At 54.5% G+C, this 17,183-nt stretch carries 17 protein-coding genes; 9 read left to right on the top strand and 8 right to left on the bottom strand.

Going from position 1 to position 17,183, the window contains the following annotated elements:
- The first annotated feature begins 10 nt into the window (after window positions 1-10).
- The 7 genes from dnaE (at window position 11) to J2X14_RS07670 (ending at window position 9,212) form a co-directional block, all read left to right on the top strand.
- Complete coding sequence (dnaE, locus tag J2X14_RS07700) at window positions 11-3,493, top strand: DNA polymerase III subunit alpha (protein ID WP_352410643.1); 3,483 nt, start codon at window positions 11-13, stop codon at window positions 3,491-3,493.
- A 12-nt stretch (window positions 3,494-3,505) separates the two neighbouring features.
- Window positions 3,506-4,465 carry an acetyl-CoA carboxylase carboxyl transferase subunit alpha gene (gene accA, locus J2X14_RS07695; RefSeq protein WP_352410642.1) on the top strand — a complete coding sequence of 320 codons (960 nt, stop codon included), beginning with the start codon at window positions 3,506-3,508 and terminating at the stop codon, window positions 4,463-4,465.
- Between the two features lie 156 nt (window positions 4,466-4,621).
- Window positions 4,622-4,807 carry a YegP family protein gene (locus J2X14_RS07690; protein ID WP_352410641.1) on the top strand — a complete coding sequence of 62 codons (186 nt, stop codon included), beginning with the start codon at window positions 4,622-4,624 and terminating at the stop codon, window positions 4,805-4,807.
- A 109-nt stretch (window positions 4,808-4,916) separates the two neighbouring features.
- Complete coding sequence (locus J2X14_RS07685; protein ID WP_352410640.1) at window positions 4,917-7,076, top strand: lysine decarboxylase LdcC; 2,160 nt, start codon at window positions 4,917-4,919, stop codon at window positions 7,074-7,076.
- Between the two features lie 71 nt (window positions 7,077-7,147).
- A complete protein-coding gene (locus J2X14_RS07680; RefSeq protein ID WP_352410639.1) occupies window positions 7,148-7,537 on the top strand; it encodes a VOC family protein in 390 nt (129 codons plus the stop codon).
- Window positions 7,538-7,590: 53 nt separating this feature from the next.
- Complete coding sequence (gene tilS / locus J2X14_RS07675; RefSeq protein WP_352410638.1) at window positions 7,591-8,889, top strand: tRNA lysidine(34) synthetase TilS; 1,299 nt, start codon at window positions 7,591-7,593, stop codon at window positions 8,887-8,889.
- A gap of 14 nt (window positions 8,890-8,903) precedes the next feature.
- Window positions 8,904-9,212, top strand: a complete 309-nt coding sequence (locus J2X14_RS07670; protein ID WP_352410637.1) for a c-type cytochrome — start codon at window positions 8,904-8,906, stop codon at window positions 9,210-9,212.
- Between the two features lie 31 nt (window positions 9,213-9,243).
- Here J2X14_RS07670 and rof read toward each other — a convergent pair whose 3' ends face one another.
- Entirely contained in the window at window positions 9,244-9,507 is a 264-nt protein-coding gene (rof, locus tag J2X14_RS07665) for a Rho-binding antiterminator (RefSeq protein ID WP_352410636.1), read from the bottom strand.
- On the bottom strand, window positions 9,494-9,694 hold the full coding sequence (locus J2X14_RS07660) for a YaeP family protein (RefSeq protein ID WP_352410635.1): 201 nt from the start codon (window positions 9,692-9,694) through the stop codon (window positions 9,494-9,496). Before J2X14_RS07660 ends, rof begins: the two co-directional genes overlap by 14 nt.
- A gap of 207 nt (window positions 9,695-9,901) precedes the next feature.
- On the opposite strand from J2X14_RS07660, the gene arfB reads away from it, so the two are divergent.
- On the top strand, window positions 9,902-10,312 hold the full coding sequence (arfB, locus tag J2X14_RS07655; protein WP_352410634.1) for an alternative ribosome rescue aminoacyl-tRNA hydrolase ArfB: 411 nt from the start codon (window positions 9,902-9,904) through the stop codon (window positions 10,310-10,312).
- Between the two features lie 81 nt (window positions 10,313-10,393).
- Here the strand turns inward: arfB and proS are convergent, their stop codons facing one another.
- From proS to metN, 6 genes are all read right to left on the bottom strand, one after another.
- Window positions 10,394-12,121, bottom strand: a complete 1,728-nt coding sequence (proS, locus tag J2X14_RS07650) for a proline--tRNA ligase (protein WP_352410633.1) — start codon at window positions 12,119-12,121, stop codon at window positions 10,394-10,396.
- Window positions 12,122-12,224: 103 nt separating this feature from the next.
- On the bottom strand, window positions 12,225-12,932 hold the full coding sequence (gene tsaA / locus J2X14_RS07645; protein ID WP_352410632.1) for a tRNA (N6-threonylcarbamoyladenosine(37)-N6)-methyltransferase TrmO: 708 nt from the start codon (window positions 12,930-12,932) through the stop codon (window positions 12,225-12,227).
- Entirely contained in the window at window positions 12,929-13,333 is a 405-nt protein-coding gene (gene rcsF / locus J2X14_RS07640) for an envelope stress sensor lipoprotein RcsF (RefSeq protein ID WP_352410631.1), read from the bottom strand. Before rcsF ends, tsaA begins: the two co-directional genes overlap by 4 nt.
- A 216-nt stretch (window positions 13,334-13,549) precedes the next feature.
- Entirely contained in the window at window positions 13,550-14,365 is an 816-nt protein-coding gene (locus J2X14_RS07635; protein WP_352410630.1) for a MetQ/NlpA family lipoprotein, read from the bottom strand.
- A 32-nt stretch (window positions 14,366-14,397) separates the two neighbouring features.
- On the bottom strand, window positions 14,398-15,051 hold the full coding sequence (locus tag J2X14_RS07630) for a methionine ABC transporter permease MetI (protein ID WP_352410629.1): 654 nt from the start codon (window positions 15,049-15,051) through the stop codon (window positions 14,398-14,400).
- Complete coding sequence (metN, locus tag J2X14_RS07625; RefSeq protein WP_352410628.1) at window positions 15,044-16,075, bottom strand: methionine ABC transporter ATP-binding protein MetN; 1,032 nt, start codon at window positions 16,073-16,075, stop codon at window positions 15,044-15,046. The genes J2X14_RS07630 and metN overlap by 8 nt, the downstream gene beginning before the upstream one ends.
- Window positions 16,076-16,268: 193 nt before the next feature.
- Between metN and gmhB the strand changes: the two genes are divergently transcribed.
- Window positions 16,269-16,829, top strand: coding sequence for a D-glycero-beta-D-manno-heptose 1,7-bisphosphate 7-phosphatase (gene gmhB / locus J2X14_RS07620; protein ID WP_352410627.1), 561 nt, complete (start codon window positions 16,269-16,271; stop codon window positions 16,827-16,829).
- The last annotated feature ends 354 nt before the right edge of the window (window positions 16,830-17,183 follow it).

The raw sequence follows: 17,183 nt of genomic DNA, 5'->3' as shown, positions 1-17,183 counted from the left end.
GGAAAGAAAGATGGCCGAACCACGTTTTATTCATCTGCGTATCCACAGCGATTATTCGATGGTCGATGGACTGGCGAAGACCGGCCCACTGGTGAAAAAAACAGCGGCGCTCGGTATGCCAGCGATGGCAATCACCGACTTTACCAACCTCTGCGGGCTGGTGAAATTTTACGGGACGGCGCACGGCGCAGGGATTAAACCGATTATTGGCGCGGATTTTCTGGTCGCCTCGGAACTGATGGGCGATGAGCTGACGCAGATTACCGTGCTGGCGATGAATAATGACGGCTACCAGAATCTGACGCTGCTGATTTCGCGCGCCTATCAGCGCGGCTACGGGCCGGAAGGCCCAACCATCGATCGTGACTGGCTGGCGGAGCACCAGGAAGGGCTGCTTTTGCTCTCCGGCGGGCGCCGCGGCGATGTCGGCCGCTGCCTGCTGCGCGGCAATCAGGCGCTGGTCGCGCAGTGTCTCGCTTTTTATCAGCAACATTTCTCTGACCGCTATTATCTGGAGCTGATTCGTACTGGACGCCCGGATGAAGAAAGCTATCTGCACGCCGCCGTCGAGCTGGCGATTGCCGAAGGCCTGCCGGTAGTGGCGACCAACGAAGTCTGCTTTATCAATGAAGAAGACTTCGATGCGCATGAAATTCGCGTAGCGATTCATGACGGCTATACGCTGGACGATCCCAAACGTCCGCGCAATTACAGCCCGCAGCAATATCTGCGCAGTGCTGAAGAGATGTGCGAGCTCTTTTCCGATATCCCGGAAGCGCTGGAAAACAGCGTGGAGATCGCCCGTCGCTGCAACGTAACGGTGCGCCTTGGCGAATATTTCCTGCCGCAGTTCCCGACCGGCAACATGACCACCGAAGATTTCCTGGTGCAGCGTTCGCGCGAAGGGCTGGAAGATCGCCTGGAATTCCTGTTTCCCGATGCGGAAGTCCGCGCGCAAAAACGACCTGAATATGATGAGCGTCTGGAAATCGAGCTAAACGTCATTAACCAGATGGGTTTCCCCGGCTACTTCCTGATTGTGATGGAGTTTATCCAGTGGTCGAAGGATAACGGTATCCCGGTAGGGCCAGGGCGTGGTTCCGGTGCCGGTTCGCTGGTGGCCTACGCGCTGAAAATTACCGACCTCGATCCGCTGGAGTTTGACCTGCTGTTCGAACGCTTCCTGAACCCGGAGCGTGTATCAATGCCTGACTTTGACGTCGACTTCTGTATGGAGAAGCGCGATCAGGTTATTGAGCATGTCGCCGATATGTACGGGCGTGATGCGGTATCGCAAATTATTACCTTCGGCACCATGGCGGCGAAAGCGGTCATCCGCGACGTGGGTCGCGTGCTGGGGCATCCTTACGGCTTCGTTGACCGCATCTCTAAGCTGGTGCCGCCCGATCCGGGCATGACGCTGGAGAAAGCCTTTGCCGCCGAGCCGCAGCTGCCGGAAATCTACGAGGCGGATGAAGAGGTCAGGGCGCTGATCGATATGGCGCGCAAGCTGGAAGGGGTAACGCGTAACGCCGGTAAACATGCCGGTGGCGTGGTGATCGCGCCGACGAAAATTACCGATTTCGCGCCGCTTTACTGCGACGAGCACGGGCAGTATCCGGTTACCCAGTTTGATAAAAACGATGTGGAATATGCCGGGCTGGTGAAGTTCGACTTCCTCGGTCTGCGTACCCTGACCATCATCAACTGGGCGCTGGAGATGATCAACGCCCGTCGGGAGAAGCAGGGCGAGCCGCCGATCGATATCGCGGCGATTCCGCTGGAAGATAAAAAAAGTTTTGATATGCTGCAGCGCGCGGAAACCACGGCGGTGTTCCAGCTTGAATCGCGCGGCATGAAAGATCTGATTAAACGTCTGAAGCCGGACTGCTTTGAAGATATGATCGCGTTGGTGGCGCTGTTCCGTCCTGGGCCGTTGCAGTCGGGCATGGTGGATAACTTCATCGACCGTAAACACGGGCGTGAAGCGATCTCTTATCCGGATATCGAGTGGCAACATGAATCGCTGAAGCCGGTGCTGGAGCCAACCTACGGCATTATTCTTTACCAGGAACAGGTGATGCAGATTGCCCAGGTGCTGGCGGGCTATACGCTCGGCGGCGCGGATATGCTGCGTCGCGCCATGGGTAAGAAAAAGCCGGAGGAGATGGCCAAGCAGCGTTCCGTGTTCAAAGAGGGCTCGGAAAGCATCGGCGTCGACGGCGAGCTGTCGATGAAAATCTTCGATCTGGTGGAAAAATTCGCCGGTTACGGCTTCAATAAATCACACTCCGCCGCCTATGCGCTGGTTTCTTATCAGACGCTGTGGCTGAAGGCGCACTATCCGGCTGAGTTTATGGCGGCGGTCATGACCGCTGATATGGACAACACTGAGAAAGTCGTGGGCCTGGTGGATGAGTGCTGGCGCATGGGGCTGAAAGTGCTGCCGCCGGATATCAATTCCGGCCTGTATCAGTTCCACGTCAACGATGATGGCGAGATCGTGTATGGCATCGGCGCGATTAAAGGCGTCGGCGAAGGCCCGATCGAAGCGATTATCGAAGCACGTAATAAAGATGGCTATTTCCGTGAGCTGTTCGATCTGTGCGCGCGCACCGACCCGAAAAAGATTAACCGTCGGGTCATGGAAAAGCTGATTATGTCCGGCGCGTTTGACCGCCTTGGGCCGCACCGCGCGGCGTTGATGAGCGCGCTGGGCGATGCGCTGAAGGCGGCGGATCAGCATGCGAAAGCGGAAGCGATCGGCCAGGCGGATATGTTTGGCGTGCTGGCGGAAGAGCCGGAGCAGGTGGAGCAATCGTACGCCAGCATTACGCCGTGGCCGGAACAGGTGCAGCTGGATGGCGAGCGGGAAACGCTGGGGCTTTACCTCACCGGCCATCCTATCAACCAGTACCTGAAAGAAATTGAGCGCTACGTCGGTGGCGTACGCCTGAAAGACATGCACCCAACCGATCGCGGTAAGGTAACTACCGCGGCCGGTTTGGTGGTGGCGGCCCGCGTAATGGTCACTAAACGCGGTAACCGTATTGGCATCTGCACGCTGGATGACCGTTCCGGTCGTCTGGAAGTGATGTTGTTCACAGATGCGCTTGATAAATACCAGCAGCTGCTGGAAAAAGACCGTATCCTGATCGTCAGCGGACAGGTCAGCTTTGATGATTTTAGCGGTGGCCTTAAAATGACCGCTCGCGAAATTATGGATATTGATGAAGCCCGTGAAAAATACGCGCGCGGACTTGCTATCTCGCTGACGGACAGGCAAATTGATGACCAGCTTTTAAACCGTCTCCGTCAGTCTCTGGAACCCCATCGTTCGGGGACAATTCCGGTACATCTCTACTATCAGAGAGCGGATGCGCGGGCTAAGCTGCGTTTTGGCGCAGCCTGGCGCGTATCTCCCTGCGATCGTTTGCTTAATGACCTGCGATCGCTGATAGGATCGGAGCAGGTGGAACTGGAGTTTGACTAAAACAGGAACATTATGAGTCTTAATTACCTGGATTTTGAACAGCCAATTGCAGAACTGGAGGCGAAAATCGACTCCCTCAAGTCGGTTGGCCGTCAGGATGAAAAACACGATATTAATCTGGATGAAGAGATCCAGCGTCTGCGCGAAAAAAGCGTTGAGCTGACCCGTAAAATTTTCTCCGATTTAGGCGCATGGCAGATCGCGCAACTGGCGCGTCATCCGCTGCGTCCTTACACGCTGGACTATGTCCGAAACGTGTTTACTGACTTTGATGAACTGGCAGGCGACCGCGCCTATGCGGATGACAAAGCCATTGTCGGCGGCATTGCGCGTCTGGATGGCCGCCCGGTAATGATCATTGGCCATCAAAAAGGCCGTGAAACCAAAGAGAAGATTCGTCGTAACTTCGGCATGCCGGCACCGGAAGGCTATCGCAAAGCGCTGCGCCTGATGGAAATGGCTGAGCGTTTTAAGATGCCGCTGTTTACCTTTATCGATACGCCGGGCGCTTATCCGGGCGTGGGCGCAGAAGAGCGCGGTCAGTCTGAGGCTATTGCGCGCAACCTGCGTGAAATGTCTGGCCTGAAAGTGCCGGTTATCTGCACCGTGATTGGTGAAGGTGGCTCCGGCGGCGCGCTGGCAATTGGCGTCGGCGATAAGGTCAACATGCTGCAATACAGCACCTACTCGGTGATTTCGCCGGAAGGCTGCGCCTCAATTCTGTGGAAAAGCGCCGATAAAGCGCCGCTGGCCGCGGAAGCGATGGGCATCATTGCGCCGCGACTGAAAGAGCTGGAACTGATCGATTCGATCGTTCCTGAACCGCTGGGCGGCGCGCACCGTGATCCGCTGACCATTGCGGCCTCGCTGAAAGCGCAGCTGGTGGCTGATCTGGCCGAGCTGGACGGGCTTAACACCGAAGAGCTGCTGAATCGCCGCTATCATCGCCTGATGAACTACGGCTACGCCTGATTCGCTTCAGGTGAGTAACAAGGCGGCCTTCGGGTCGCCTTTTTTACTTTTACGACATAATAATTTCCCGCAATAAAACCGCTGTTATCGATTGTTTTTCACCCCGCGATAGTTGAATTTGAACCGCTGGTTATAAACATCAATAAGGACGTTAACATGGGATATTACGAAATACGCAAATCGAGCAAAGATACGCCACAGCCCTGGTATTTTGTGCTGATTGCCGCGAATCATGAAATCATTGCGGTAAGTGAAATGTACGCCAGCAAACAGGGCGCGGAAAGAGGGATCGCCTCGGTGCGGAAGAATGCGCCCTCCACCACCGTTTACGATCGCAGCTAAGCGTCGCGATGCTTTCCCAGGTCTGCCAGCCGGCAGGCCTGATCTTTTTCGCCGGTACGTTCCATCCGCTATGCTTATTCTTTATCGCTTATCTACCTTGAGGTGCGAATTGAATATTATTGCGATAATGGGACCGCATAACGCTTTTTATAAAGATGAACCGATCCGCCAGCTGCACCAGGCGCTGATTAGCCAGGGTTTTGATCTCATCTATCCGAAAGATGCTAACGATTTAGTGAAGCTGATTGAGCATAACCCGCGTATTTGCGGCGTGATTTTTGACTGGGACGAATACAGTCTGGATCTCTGCGCTGAGATTAATCAGCTCAATGAATATTTGCCGCTCTACGCGTTTATTAATACTCACTCCACCATGGATATCAGCATTAATGAAATGCGCATGGCGCTGTGGTTCTTTGAATATGCGCTTGGCGTGGAAGGGGATATTGCCCAGCGTATTCGGCAATATACCGATGAGTATATCGATAAGATTACGCCGCCGCTGACGCGCGCGCTGTTCACCTATGTGAAAGAGGGCAAATATACCTTCTGTACCCCAGGACATATGGCGGGCACCGCGTTTCAAAAAAGCCCGGTCGGCACGCTGTTTTATGATTTTTATGGCCCGAACACCTTAAAGGCGGATACCTCCATTTCCGTTACCGAGCTGGGTTCGCTGCTCGATCACACCGGCCCGCATCTGGAGGCGGAAGAGTATATTGCCCGCACCTTTGGCGCCGAGCAGAGCTATATGGTGACAAACGGCACCTCAACCTCGAATAAAATTGTGGGCATGTACGCCGCGCCTGCGGGCAGCACCATGCTTATCGACCGCAACTGCCATAAATCGCTGACGCATCTGCTGATGATGAGCGATATCGTGCCGATTTGGCTTAAGCCGACGCGTAACGCGCTAGGCATTCTCGGCGGCATTCCTAAACGTGAATTTACCCGTGAAAGCGTTGCGCTGAAAGTGGCGCAAACCGAACATGCCAGCTGGCCGGTGCATGCGGTGATCACTAACTCCACTTACGATGGCCTGCTGTATAACACGCGCTATATCAAAGAGACGCTGGAGGTGCCGTCGATTCATTTCGATTCGGCCTGGGTGCCTTATACCAACTTTCATCCTATTTATATGGGCAAAAGCGGCATGAGCGGCGACCGCACGCCCGGTAAAGTGATTTATGAAACGCAGTCCACCCATAAGCTGCTGGCGGCGTTTTCTCAGGCGTCATTGATTCATATTAAAGGCGATTACGATGAACAGACCTTTAACGAAGCCTATATGATGCATACCACCACTTCGCCGAACTATTCGATCGTCGCCTCTATCGAAACGGCGGCGGCGATGCTGCGCGGTAATCCAGGACGTCGGCTGATTAACCGTTCCGTTGAGCGCGCGCTGCATTTCCGCCGTGAGATCCAGCGACTGCGCGAAGAGTCAGACAGCTGGTTTTACGATATCTGGCAGCCGGACGGTATTGAAGAGGCGGAGTGCTGGCCGATCCAGCCGGGAGAAGAGGACTGGCACGGTTTTGCCGATGCCGATCGCGATCATATGTATCTCGATCCGATCAAAGTCACCATCCTGACGCCCGGCATGAGCGAGCAGGGCGACATGGCGGAAGAGGGGATCCCGGCGGCGCTGGTGGCGAAGTTCCTTGATGAACGCGGCATCGTGGTGGAGAAAACCGGGCCTTATAACCTGCTGTTTCTGTTCAGTATCGGCATCGACAAAACGCGGGCAATGGGCTTGCTGCGTGCGCTGCTGGACTTTAAACGTGCTTACGATCTTAATCTGCGGGTGAAAAACATCCTGCCGGATCTCTATGCGGAAGATCCCGATTTCTATCGCAATATGCGTATCCAGACGCTGGCGCAGGGCATTCATCAACTGATTCGCCAGCACGATCTGCCGCGCCTGATGCTGAAGGCGTTTGATGTGCTGCCCGAGATGAAAATGACGCCGCATCGGGCATTTCAGCTACAGGTAAAAGGCGAGGTGGAAACCGTTGAGATCGATCAGATGATCGGGCGCGTATCGGCCAATATGATTTTGCCTTATCCACCGGGCGTGCCGCTGGTGATGCCGGGAGAGATGATTACCGACTCCAGCCGTGCCGTGCTCGATTTTCTGCTGATGCTGTGTGCGATTGGTCAGCATTATCCAGGGTTTGAAACCGATATCCACGGTGCCAAACTCACCGAGGATGGACGTTACCTGGTGCGTGTGCTTAACCATGAGGGACCGGATATCGAGCGCTAACTTGCAGAATATGCCGTCTTGCTTCAGCACCCATGAGTGAGTAGGGTGCTGCAGTAAACAAAGGAGAAGCTATGCTGGGTATCAAACAGGTTCATCATATTGCGATTATTGCCAGCGACTATGCGCGCAGCAAGGCGTTCTACTGCGACACGCTGGGCTTTACGCTGCAACAGGAAGTTTATCGCGCCGAGCGTGACTCATGGAAAGGCGATCTGGCACTGAACGGGCAATATCTGATTGAGCTGTTCTCTTTCCCGACGCCGCCCGCGCGCGTCAGCCATCCGGAAGCCTGTGGCCTGCGTCACCTCGCTTTTGCCGTAGAAGATATCGATCGCGCCTGTGATTTTCTGACGGAACAGGGCGTCGCCTGCGAGCCGGTGCGCATCGATCCGCTAACCGGCAAGCGCTTTACCTTTTTCAGCGATCCGGATAATTTGCCGCTGGAGCTATATCAGGCTTAAAATAACCGCTTTTACGGCCATGGTTTCGATGGCCGCCTGCCAATGGGTTTTTCATGACGCAGCTTGCACAACTTGAACAACGGCTGGCCGGAGAACAGCGGCTGCTGGTGGCGTTCAGCGGCGGGCTGGATTCTACCGTGCTGCTGCATCAGCTGGTTCTGCTGCGCCAGCAACAGCCTGAGCGACGGCTGCGCGCCATTCATATTCATCATGGGCTAAGCCCCTGGGCCGATAGCTGGGCGCAGCATTGCCGGGCCATTTGCGAGGCGTGGCAGGTTGAGCTGGAGGTCGTAGCGATCGTTGTCGACGGGCGCGACAGCGGTATCGAAGGCGCCGCGCGTGAAGGGCGCTATCAGGCTTTTCGCCGCCATTTACGCACGGGAGAAGCGTTGGTGACGGCGCAGCACCTCGACGATCAATGCGAAACTCTGCTGCTGGCGTTAAAGCGCGGCAGCGGGCCCGCCGGACTGGCCGCCATGCCCGTTAGCCTGTTGTTAGGCGAGCATTGTCTGCTGCGTCCGCTGCTCACCTGCGCGCGCGCAGAGCTGGAAAGCTGGGCGCAGAGATATCAGCTGCGCTGGATCGAGGATGAAAGCAATCAGGATGTGCGCTATGACCGCAACTTCCTGCGCCAGCAGATCCTTCCCGCGCTGAATGCGCGCTGGCCGCACTTTGCGGCGGCGGTTGCCCGCAGCGCAGCGCTGTGTGGCGAACAGGAGCAGCTGCTGGATGAGCTGTTGGCGGAGTCGCTGGCATCGCGCATCGCGCCGGATGGCGCACTCTGTATTGAGGGCTTCGCGGCAATGAGCGAAGCGCGCCGCGCCGCGCTGCTACGCCGCTGGATTGCCAGCTGCGGCGGAAAGATGCCCTCCAGGGATGCCATTCAGCGTCTGTGGCTGGAGGTGATCGCCGCACGCGAAGATGCCGCGCCGCGCCTGCAGCTGGGAAACCACGAGATACGGCGCTATCGCCAGGCGCTCTACTGGTTACCGCTCAGGCCATCGGTGCGCACGTTGGTTTTACCCTGGCCCGATCCCGCTACGCCGCTCAGCCTGCCGCACGACCTTGGCTCGCTGCATCTGGCGCAAAGCGGAACAGAAGTACGTCCGCCCCGGCCGGATGAAACGGTAACGGTACGTTTTCAGGCGCAGGGCCGTTTTGCCATCGAAGGGCGCGGCGGTCATCGACCGATCAAAAAACTGTGGCAGGAATGTGACGTTCCGCCCTGGCGACGCGAAAGTACGCCGCTGATTTTTTACAACGAGACGCTGATTGCCGCGCTGGATACCTTTGTGTGTCGCGAAGGCAGCAGCGTCGCGGGAAATGTCTGGCGTATTGCCTGGCATCGTTAAATGGAGAGGTAAAGATGAAAACCCTGTTAATGGCTGTGCTGGCCTGTTGCGCCGCGCCTGCGCTGGCTGCGGGTAACGTTGCCGCCGGTCAGGAGAAATCTGCCGCTTGTCAGGCATGTCATGGCGCGGAGGGCAAAGCGACGGTTTCACTCTATCCGCATCTGGCCGGGCAACATGCAGACTATTTGCAGCATGCGTTGCAGGCTTATAAGAAAGGGGAGCGTAGCGGCGGTCAGGCGGAAGTGATGAAAGCGTTTGTCAGTGGATTAAGCGATGAAGATATGGCGGATTTGGCGGCGTATTATCAATCGTTAACGCCCTAAAACCAAAGGGCGGGCAAGCCCGCCCAACGGGTTAATCCGATTCGCTAACGATAACGGTACCCAACTCAGGATGGCTAAAGCTGGCGATATGGTCAAGGCGCAGTTCGCGCACCTCGCCGGCTAATTCAACCACCAGATACTCTACGTTTTTCCGCGTAATCATATCCTGAGCTTTCACCTTAAGCTGCTCGCCGTTCTTGAGTTCCAGCATCAGCGACCACTGTTTTTGGCAGGCGAGCTCCAGACTATCATAATCGTCACAATTGATCGGTTTGTAGGCTTCATTCGTCAACATAATCGCTCACCAATAAGTTTGCAGCGGCATAAGCCGCCTGTTCCCTGACAGAAGAGTTTAGCGCAGAATTAGCCGCTATCTCGTTCAGTGTATTTAACGCGCAACCTATGGCGTCGGGCACGTATCCCAGTTCGCCGCCGCCGATTTCAGCGTACTTCTGACGAACCAAATCACAATATTTCTGCACATGCACCTCCTTCCAGAGCGTAAATCTCTGACTCCAGCGACTATAACATAGCCTTCTGCGGGAAATCAGCGGTTCACAGCGTTTTATCCGTAGACAATAAGTATTGACCTGAAGCGTTAGCAAGTCACACTCTACGCTATCAGCAACAGCAGACAACGCGCCCATATCAATGAATCTCTTAAAGATGGGCGCCCAACGGTAAATTTTATGATTGTACTATCACGTAACGTGACTATTAGCGACAGCGAACTGGAGATCACCGCCATACGAGCGCAGGGCGCGGGCGGCCAGCATGTGAATAAAAGCTCGACGGCGATCCATTTGCGCTTCGATATTCGCGCGTCATCACTGCCCGACTTCTATAAAGAACGTTTGCTGAACGCGAATCACCATCTGATCACGGCCGAAGGGATGGTGATCATTAAGGCGCAGGAATACCGCAGCCAGGAGATGAACCGCGAAGCGGCGCTGAAGCGGCTGGAGAATTTGATTCGCGAGCTGACCGTGGTGGAGAAAACCCGACGTGCAACACGGCCGACGCTGGCGTCTAAACGACGCAGGCTGGAGGGCAAAGCGCAGCGCAGCAATACCAAAGCGTTACGAGGAAAGGTGATATAGTCAGTATATTGGCGATAAAAAACCCTTACTCACCGGCTGGCCGGGTTTCAGGGTTTTTAATGTAGCGTTACGGCAGGAAGATTACTTCTCGCTTTGGATCGCGTCGACCAGGAAATCCACAATACGATCGCGTTTGATCATCTGTTTTTCACCGGCGCGGCGCGCTTTATATTCGATATCATCGTTATCCAGGTTGCGATCGCCCAGTACGATAGTGTGCGGCACACCGATCAGTTCCATATCGGCAAACATCACGCCCGGACGCTCTTTACGATCGTCAAGCAGCACGTCGATGCCTTTCGCACGCAGCGTAGCGTACAGCTCATCCGCCAGCTCTTTCACGCGGAAAGATTTATGCATGTTCATCGGCAGGATCGCGACCTGGAACGGCGCCAGCGCCGCAGGCCAGATAATGCCGCGATCGTCATGATTCTGCTCGATCGCTGCGGCCACGATGCGGCTGATGCCGATGCCGTAGCAGCCCATGGTCAGCGTCTGGTTACGGCCATCTTCGCCCTGTACCGCCGCTTTCATCGCTTCTGAGTATTTGGTGCCCAGCTGGAAGATATGACCGACTTCGATGCCGCGCTTGATCAGCAGCGTACCTTTGCCATCCGGACTCGGATCGCCTTCCACCACATTACGCAGATCGGCAACCTGTAGCGGCTCGGCCAGATCGCGGCCCCAGTTAATGCCGATAAAGTGCTTACCGTCGATATTCGCGCCTGCGCTGAAGTCGCTCATTTTAGCCACGGTGCGATCGGCAATGACCGGCAGCGTCAGGCCAACCGGGCCCAGCGAGCCAGGACCTGCGCCAATCGCCGCACGAATCTCTTCTTCGCTGGCGAAAGTCAGCGGCGCAGCCACGATATCCACTTTTTCCGCTTTGATTTCGTTCAGCTCGTGATCGCCACGTACCAGCAGCGCAACCAGCTGGTGGCCGCTCTCTTCGCTGGCTTTCACCATCAGCGTTTTAACCGTTTTCTCAACCGGCAGATTGAACTGGGCAACCAGCTCGGCGATCGTTTTGGCGTTGGGCGTATCGATCTGTTCCATCGCCTGAGCCGGGGCAGGGCGCTCACCGACCGGTGCAACAGCTTCCGCCAGCTCAATATTCGCCGCGTAATCAGATTCGGTTGAGAACACGATGTCATCTTCGCCGCTCTGCGCCAGCACCTGGAACTCGTGCGATGCGCTGCCGCCGATAGAACCGGTATCCGCCTGTACCGCACGGAAATCCAGACCCATACGGTTAAAGCTCTGGCCGTAGGCGCGATACATCGTCTCGTAGGTTTCCTGCAGCGATTCCTGCGAGGTATGGAAAGAGTAAGCATCCTTCATGATGAATTCACGTGAGCGCATCACGCCGAAACGCGGGCGCACTTCATCACGGAATTTGGTCTGGATCTGGAACAGATTCAGCGGCAGCTGCTTATACGAACTCAGCTCGTTGCGAATCAGATCGGTAATCACCTCTTCGTGAGTAGGACCTAACACGAAAGGACGATCGCCGCGGTCAACCAGACGCAACAGCTCAGGGCCGTACTGCTCCCAACGTCCGCTCTCCTGCCACAGATCGGCAGGCTGCACCACGGGCATCGAGATTTCAATCGCACCGGCGTTGGTCATCTCTTCGCGCACGATGTTTTCAACTTTTTTTAGTACGCGTAAACCCGTCGGCAGCCAGGTATAAAGGCCCGAAGCCAGTTTACGAATCATCCCGGCACGCAGCATCAGCTGGTGGCTGATCACTTCGGCATCGGACGGCGTCTCCTTAAGCGTGGAGAGCAGATATTGAGTAGTACGCATCTGTAAGATTCCAGTTTGAGCGGAAAACAGTCAAAGTTGACCTGAAAATAGTGGTCGCTAGTGTACCAGCGAGTGATGCCCCTCAAAAGAGAGCGAGAACAAATTAGCGCGGATCGAGCGCCAGCACTTCTGTGCCGTCGGCGGTAACGCGCCAGCGCACGTTAAAGTCGAGCAGCCAGACGGCATATTCACGATCCGGCTCTTCGCCCTTGCGATAGGCCGGACGCGGATCCTGCGCCAGCACCTGGCTAATAAAACGCGCCAGCTGCGGGTAACGCTGTTGCTGCAGCAGCAGCTGCTGCTGCGCATGGTCGGAAAAGCGAACCGGCATCTCTGCGGGCGGCGCATGTTGCGCAAAACCGGCGCGCGCAGTGGGAATCGCTTCAGCAAAGGGCAGATAGGGTTTGATATCGACGATGGGCGTACCATCAACCAGATCCAGACTGCCCAGCTCCAGAATCACCTGGCTTTTCTGACAGCGAACGGCTTTTAGCTCAACCAGCGACATGCCAATGGGGTTGGGGCGGAACGTGGAGCGGGTAGCAAATACACCCATACGGGCATTACCGCCAAGGCGCGGAGGCCGCACCGTTGGACGCCAGCCGCCTTCCATGGTTTGATGGAAAACAAACAGCAGCCACAGATGGCTGAACGCTTCCAGGCCGCGCACCGCTTCCTGTTGATTATAGGGAGAGAGCAAATGTAACTCGCCGCCGCCGTCGTCAATCAGGCCGGGCTGCCGTGGCACCGCAAATTTCTCTTTCCACGGCGATTTGATTACGCCAATCTGCGCGAAAGAAAAATCACTCATTTATCAGATACTTTCAGCGCCGTGCCCTGGCAGATCGCCTGGCGATAACAGCCTTTGCTCTCATTAACGATTTCACATTTATGCAGCAGCACCGCATTTGCTTTTAGATAAGAGGCGCGGATTTGCATACGCTTACGCGCAGTATTGATGTTGGGTGGTGAGTCCTGACGGTTGGTTTGGCAATCTTCGCCTGAGACTTCGCCTAAATCACGGAAAGGATTACTGAGCAACGCAGTCATATCGGTATAAAGCTTCACCGGTGTAGGGCGCACAGCCGGGCGGGTATGGGTTTCTGTGGTCGTCGGCCGGGCTTCTGGCGCGGTAATCGGCTTATAAGGTTTATGAATTAAAGAGCAACCTGTCAGCAAAAGCGCCAACAAACAAAGCGGTAACGCGCGCATCAAATTATCCTCGTTTTTAAAAATTGGCTTATTGAAACAAGCAATCGGTTAAATAACAAGTTGCGATAACATTTGCTTAAACGTTAAAAAGGCGGCCCTGCTGAGTTACCGGCAAGCATAAAGCTTATTACCGGTGATTCAACGGGCCGCCTGTTTAGCGCGCCTAACGCGATGTGAATGCCAACGTCTCAGCGCAAGAAGCTGATCTTGAACTGATTACCAGCCTTTAACCGCACCGCCGTTAAAGATCTTGTTAGCGGCTTCCGCAACGGTGTCAGACTGATATGCCTGAACAAACTTTTTCACATTCTCCGCATCTTTATTGTCTTCACGTGCAACAATAATGTTTACGTAAGGTGAATTTTTATCCTCAACAAAGATGCCATCTTTGGTCGGCGTCAGGCCAATCTGGCTGGCATAGGTGGTATTGATGACCGCCAGCGCAATCTGATCGTCATCCAGTGAACGCGGCAGCTGCGGCGCTTCCAGTTCAACAATCTTCAGCTTTTTCGGGTTTTCAATAATATCCAGCGAGGTCGGCTGCAGGCCAACGCCCTCTTTTAACTTCACCAGGCCCACGTGCTGCAGCAGCAGCAGAGAACGGCCAAGGTTGGTTGGATCGTTCGGAATGGCAACCTGTGCGCCTTCCTGCAGCTCATCCAGAGATTTGATCTTCTTCGAGTAACCGGCAATCGGATAAACGAAGGTGTGACCGACGTTTACCAGCTTATAGCCGCGATCTTTAATCTGCGCATCCAGGTAAGGCTGATGCTGGAAGGCGTTAACATCGATATCGCCTTTGCTTAACGCTTCGTTCGGCAGCACGTAATCATTAAAGGTCACCAGCTCAACGTCCAGACCATATTTATCTTTCGCAACTTTCTGCGCGACTTCAGCAACCTGCTGCTCAGCGCCGACAATCACACCGACTTTAATATGATTCGGATCTTTCTCTTCCTGACCACATCCCGCCAGCGCCATAGCACTGAGCAGCGCTCCCACAGCGGCAATCTTTTTAAACGTGAAAGACATATCCTTTCCTTAATAGAGAGTATTGAAGTGACTTATTTATGTGTGACAGCGCGAACGATGCGGTCGCCACAGAATTGAATGAGATAAACCAGCACCACCAGTAACACCAGTACGGTATTCATCACCGTCGCGTTATAACCGATGTAACCATACTGGTAGCCAATCTGCCCTAAGCCGCCAGCGCCTACGGCACCGCCCATCGCTGAGTAGCCAACCAGCGTAATCAAAGTAATAGTGGCCGCATTTACCAGACCCGGCAAGGCCTCCGGCAGCAGAACTTTACGAATGATCTGCATTGGCGTTGCGCCCATCGCCCGCGACGCTTCAATCAGTCCGGCAGGCAGCTCCAGCAAGGCGTTTTCAACCATACGCGCAATAAAAGGCGCAGCGCCAACGGTTAATGGCACGATGGCCGCCTGTAAACCAATGGAGGTGCCGACAATGGCGCGGGTAAACGGAATCATCCAGACCAGCAGGATAATAAAGGGAATCGAACGGAAAATATTGACCAGCGCAGAGAGGACCCGATACAGCTTGCTGTTCGCCATTATCTGGCCTGGACGAGTAATATAAAGCAGTACGCCAACCGGCAAACCCAGCACAAAGCCAAAAAAGCCAGAGACAAAGGTCATCATCAGCGTTTCCCAAACGCCGCGACCCAGTAACCACATCATTGCCTCAGACATACCCTAATACCTCTACTTTTACATGATGCTGTTGTAAATAAGCAATTGCGCCTTTGGTTTCCTGCTCGCTGCCGTGCATTTCGGTCAGCATAATGCCGAACTTCACGCCACCGGCGTAATCCATTTGGGCGCTGATAATATTGTTATTAACGTTAAAGCGGCGCGCCGTTTCCGACAGCAGCGGCGCATCAACCGACTGACCGGTAAATTCCAGCCGCAGAAGGGGCACGCTGTTGGCAACGGGCTGCGCCAGTAAACGTTGTTGATAATCTTCCGGGATATCAAGGTGCAGCGTCGACTGAATAAATTGCTGAGCCAGCGGCGTTTTCGGGTGGGAGAACACTTCGCTGACGCTGTCTTTCTCAATCAGTTGACCATCGCTGATGACCGCCACCTGATCGCAAATGCGTTTTACCACGTCCATTTCATGCGTAATCAGCAGAATGGTAATGCCAAGACGGCGGTTGATATCCTTTAACAGTTCCAGAATGGCGCGGGTAGTGGCGGGATCCAGCGCGCTGGTGGCCTCATCGCATAACAGCACTTTTGGGCTACTTGCCAGCGCACGCGCAATCGCCACGCGCTGTTTTTGGCCGCCGGAAAGGTTGGCAGGCCAGGCGTCATGCTTATCAGACAGACCAACCAGATCGAGCAGCTCGGTCACGCGCGCTTTAATTGCCGCACGGGGCGTGTTATCCAGCTCCAGCGGCAATGCCACGTTGCCAAAAACAGTGCGGGAGTTAAGCAGGTTAAAGTGCTGGAAGATCATGCCGATTTGACGGCGAGCCAGCGTAAGCTGACTGGCTGAAAGCGAGGTAAGTTCCTGACCATCAACCTGAACGCTGCCGGAAGTAGGGCGCTCCAGCAGGTTAACGCAGCGAATAAGCGTACTTTTACCGGCGCCTGATGAACCGATAACGCCATAAATTTGTCCAGCAGGCACGTGCAGGCTAACGTCTGATAACGCATTAATGGTGCGCGTACCCTGCTGAAAGACTTTTGTAATGTTGGAAAGTTTTATCATTGAGTTATTAGTTATCTGTTGCGGTGAAGTTGTCCGTGGTGTTTTTTCTTCTGTCTTACTGACGCGACAAAATTTGAAATGGATGTTAAGGCATCCAGACGTCTAAATCAATCGGAGAGATGCAATCTGCCATTCTCTCTTTCATTGCAATCATGCGATACTGATTCACAAATTTGGCAGCAGGAGTGACTACGTGACGGCTAAAGTCCCGGCGATATTTCTTGATCGCGATGGCACAGTGAATGTGGATCATGGCTATGTCCATGAGATTGATGATTTTCAGTTTATTGATGGCGTCATTGAGGCGATGCAGGAACTGAAAAAAATGGGGTATGCGTTGGTGTTGGTAACGAACCAGTCCGGTATCGCGCGCGGTATGTTTAGCGAAGATCAGTTTATGCAGCTCACCGAGTGGATGGACTGGTCGCTGGCAGACAGGGAAGTGGATCTGGATGGCATCTATTATTGCCCACATCATCCAGAGGCGGCAGTAGAAAGCTATCGTCAACAGTGCGACTGCCGTAAGCCGCAGCCGGGGATGCTGCTTAGCGCAATGAAAGAGCTGAATATCGATATGGCCGCTTCTTATATGGTAGGCGATAAGATTGATGATGTTCAGGCAGGCAAAGCCGCCGGTGTGGGTACTACCGTATTAGTTCGCAGCGGTAAACCGGTGACTGCGGAAGGCGAAAATGTAGCCGACTGGGTAATTGATAGCCTGGCAGAACTGCCGAAACGGATAAAACAGCGGTAAAAACAGGCATTCTGCGCGAAATTTCAGCGAACGGTGAAAAAGTTGAAATTAGCGCTTGCGAGGCGTCGAGAACTCCCTATAATGCGCCTCCATCGACACGGCACAACGGCTTACGCCACGCGGTGTTGAGCGGTTCAGCGAAGTCTGAATCGCCGGAGAAAAACTTCTGAAAAAGAGGTTGACTCCGAAAGAGAGTAGCGTAATATACGCCACCTCGCGGCAACGGCAACAAACGCCGGTCGCACCGCTCTTTAACAATTTATCAGACAATCTGTGTGGGCACTCACGGACGGGATATCGCAAAAAATATTGCAGTATCAAGTCTCAGAGTGAACACGTAATTCATTACGACGT

Origin of the sequence: Mixta sp. BE291, assembly GCF_031457955.1 — a bacterium.
Classification (GTDB): domain Bacteria; phylum Pseudomonadota; class Gammaproteobacteria; order Enterobacterales; family Enterobacteriaceae; genus Mixta.
The sequence above is the reverse complement of the archived record's forward strand: the minus strand, read 5'-3'. Positions and strand labels throughout refer to the sequence as shown.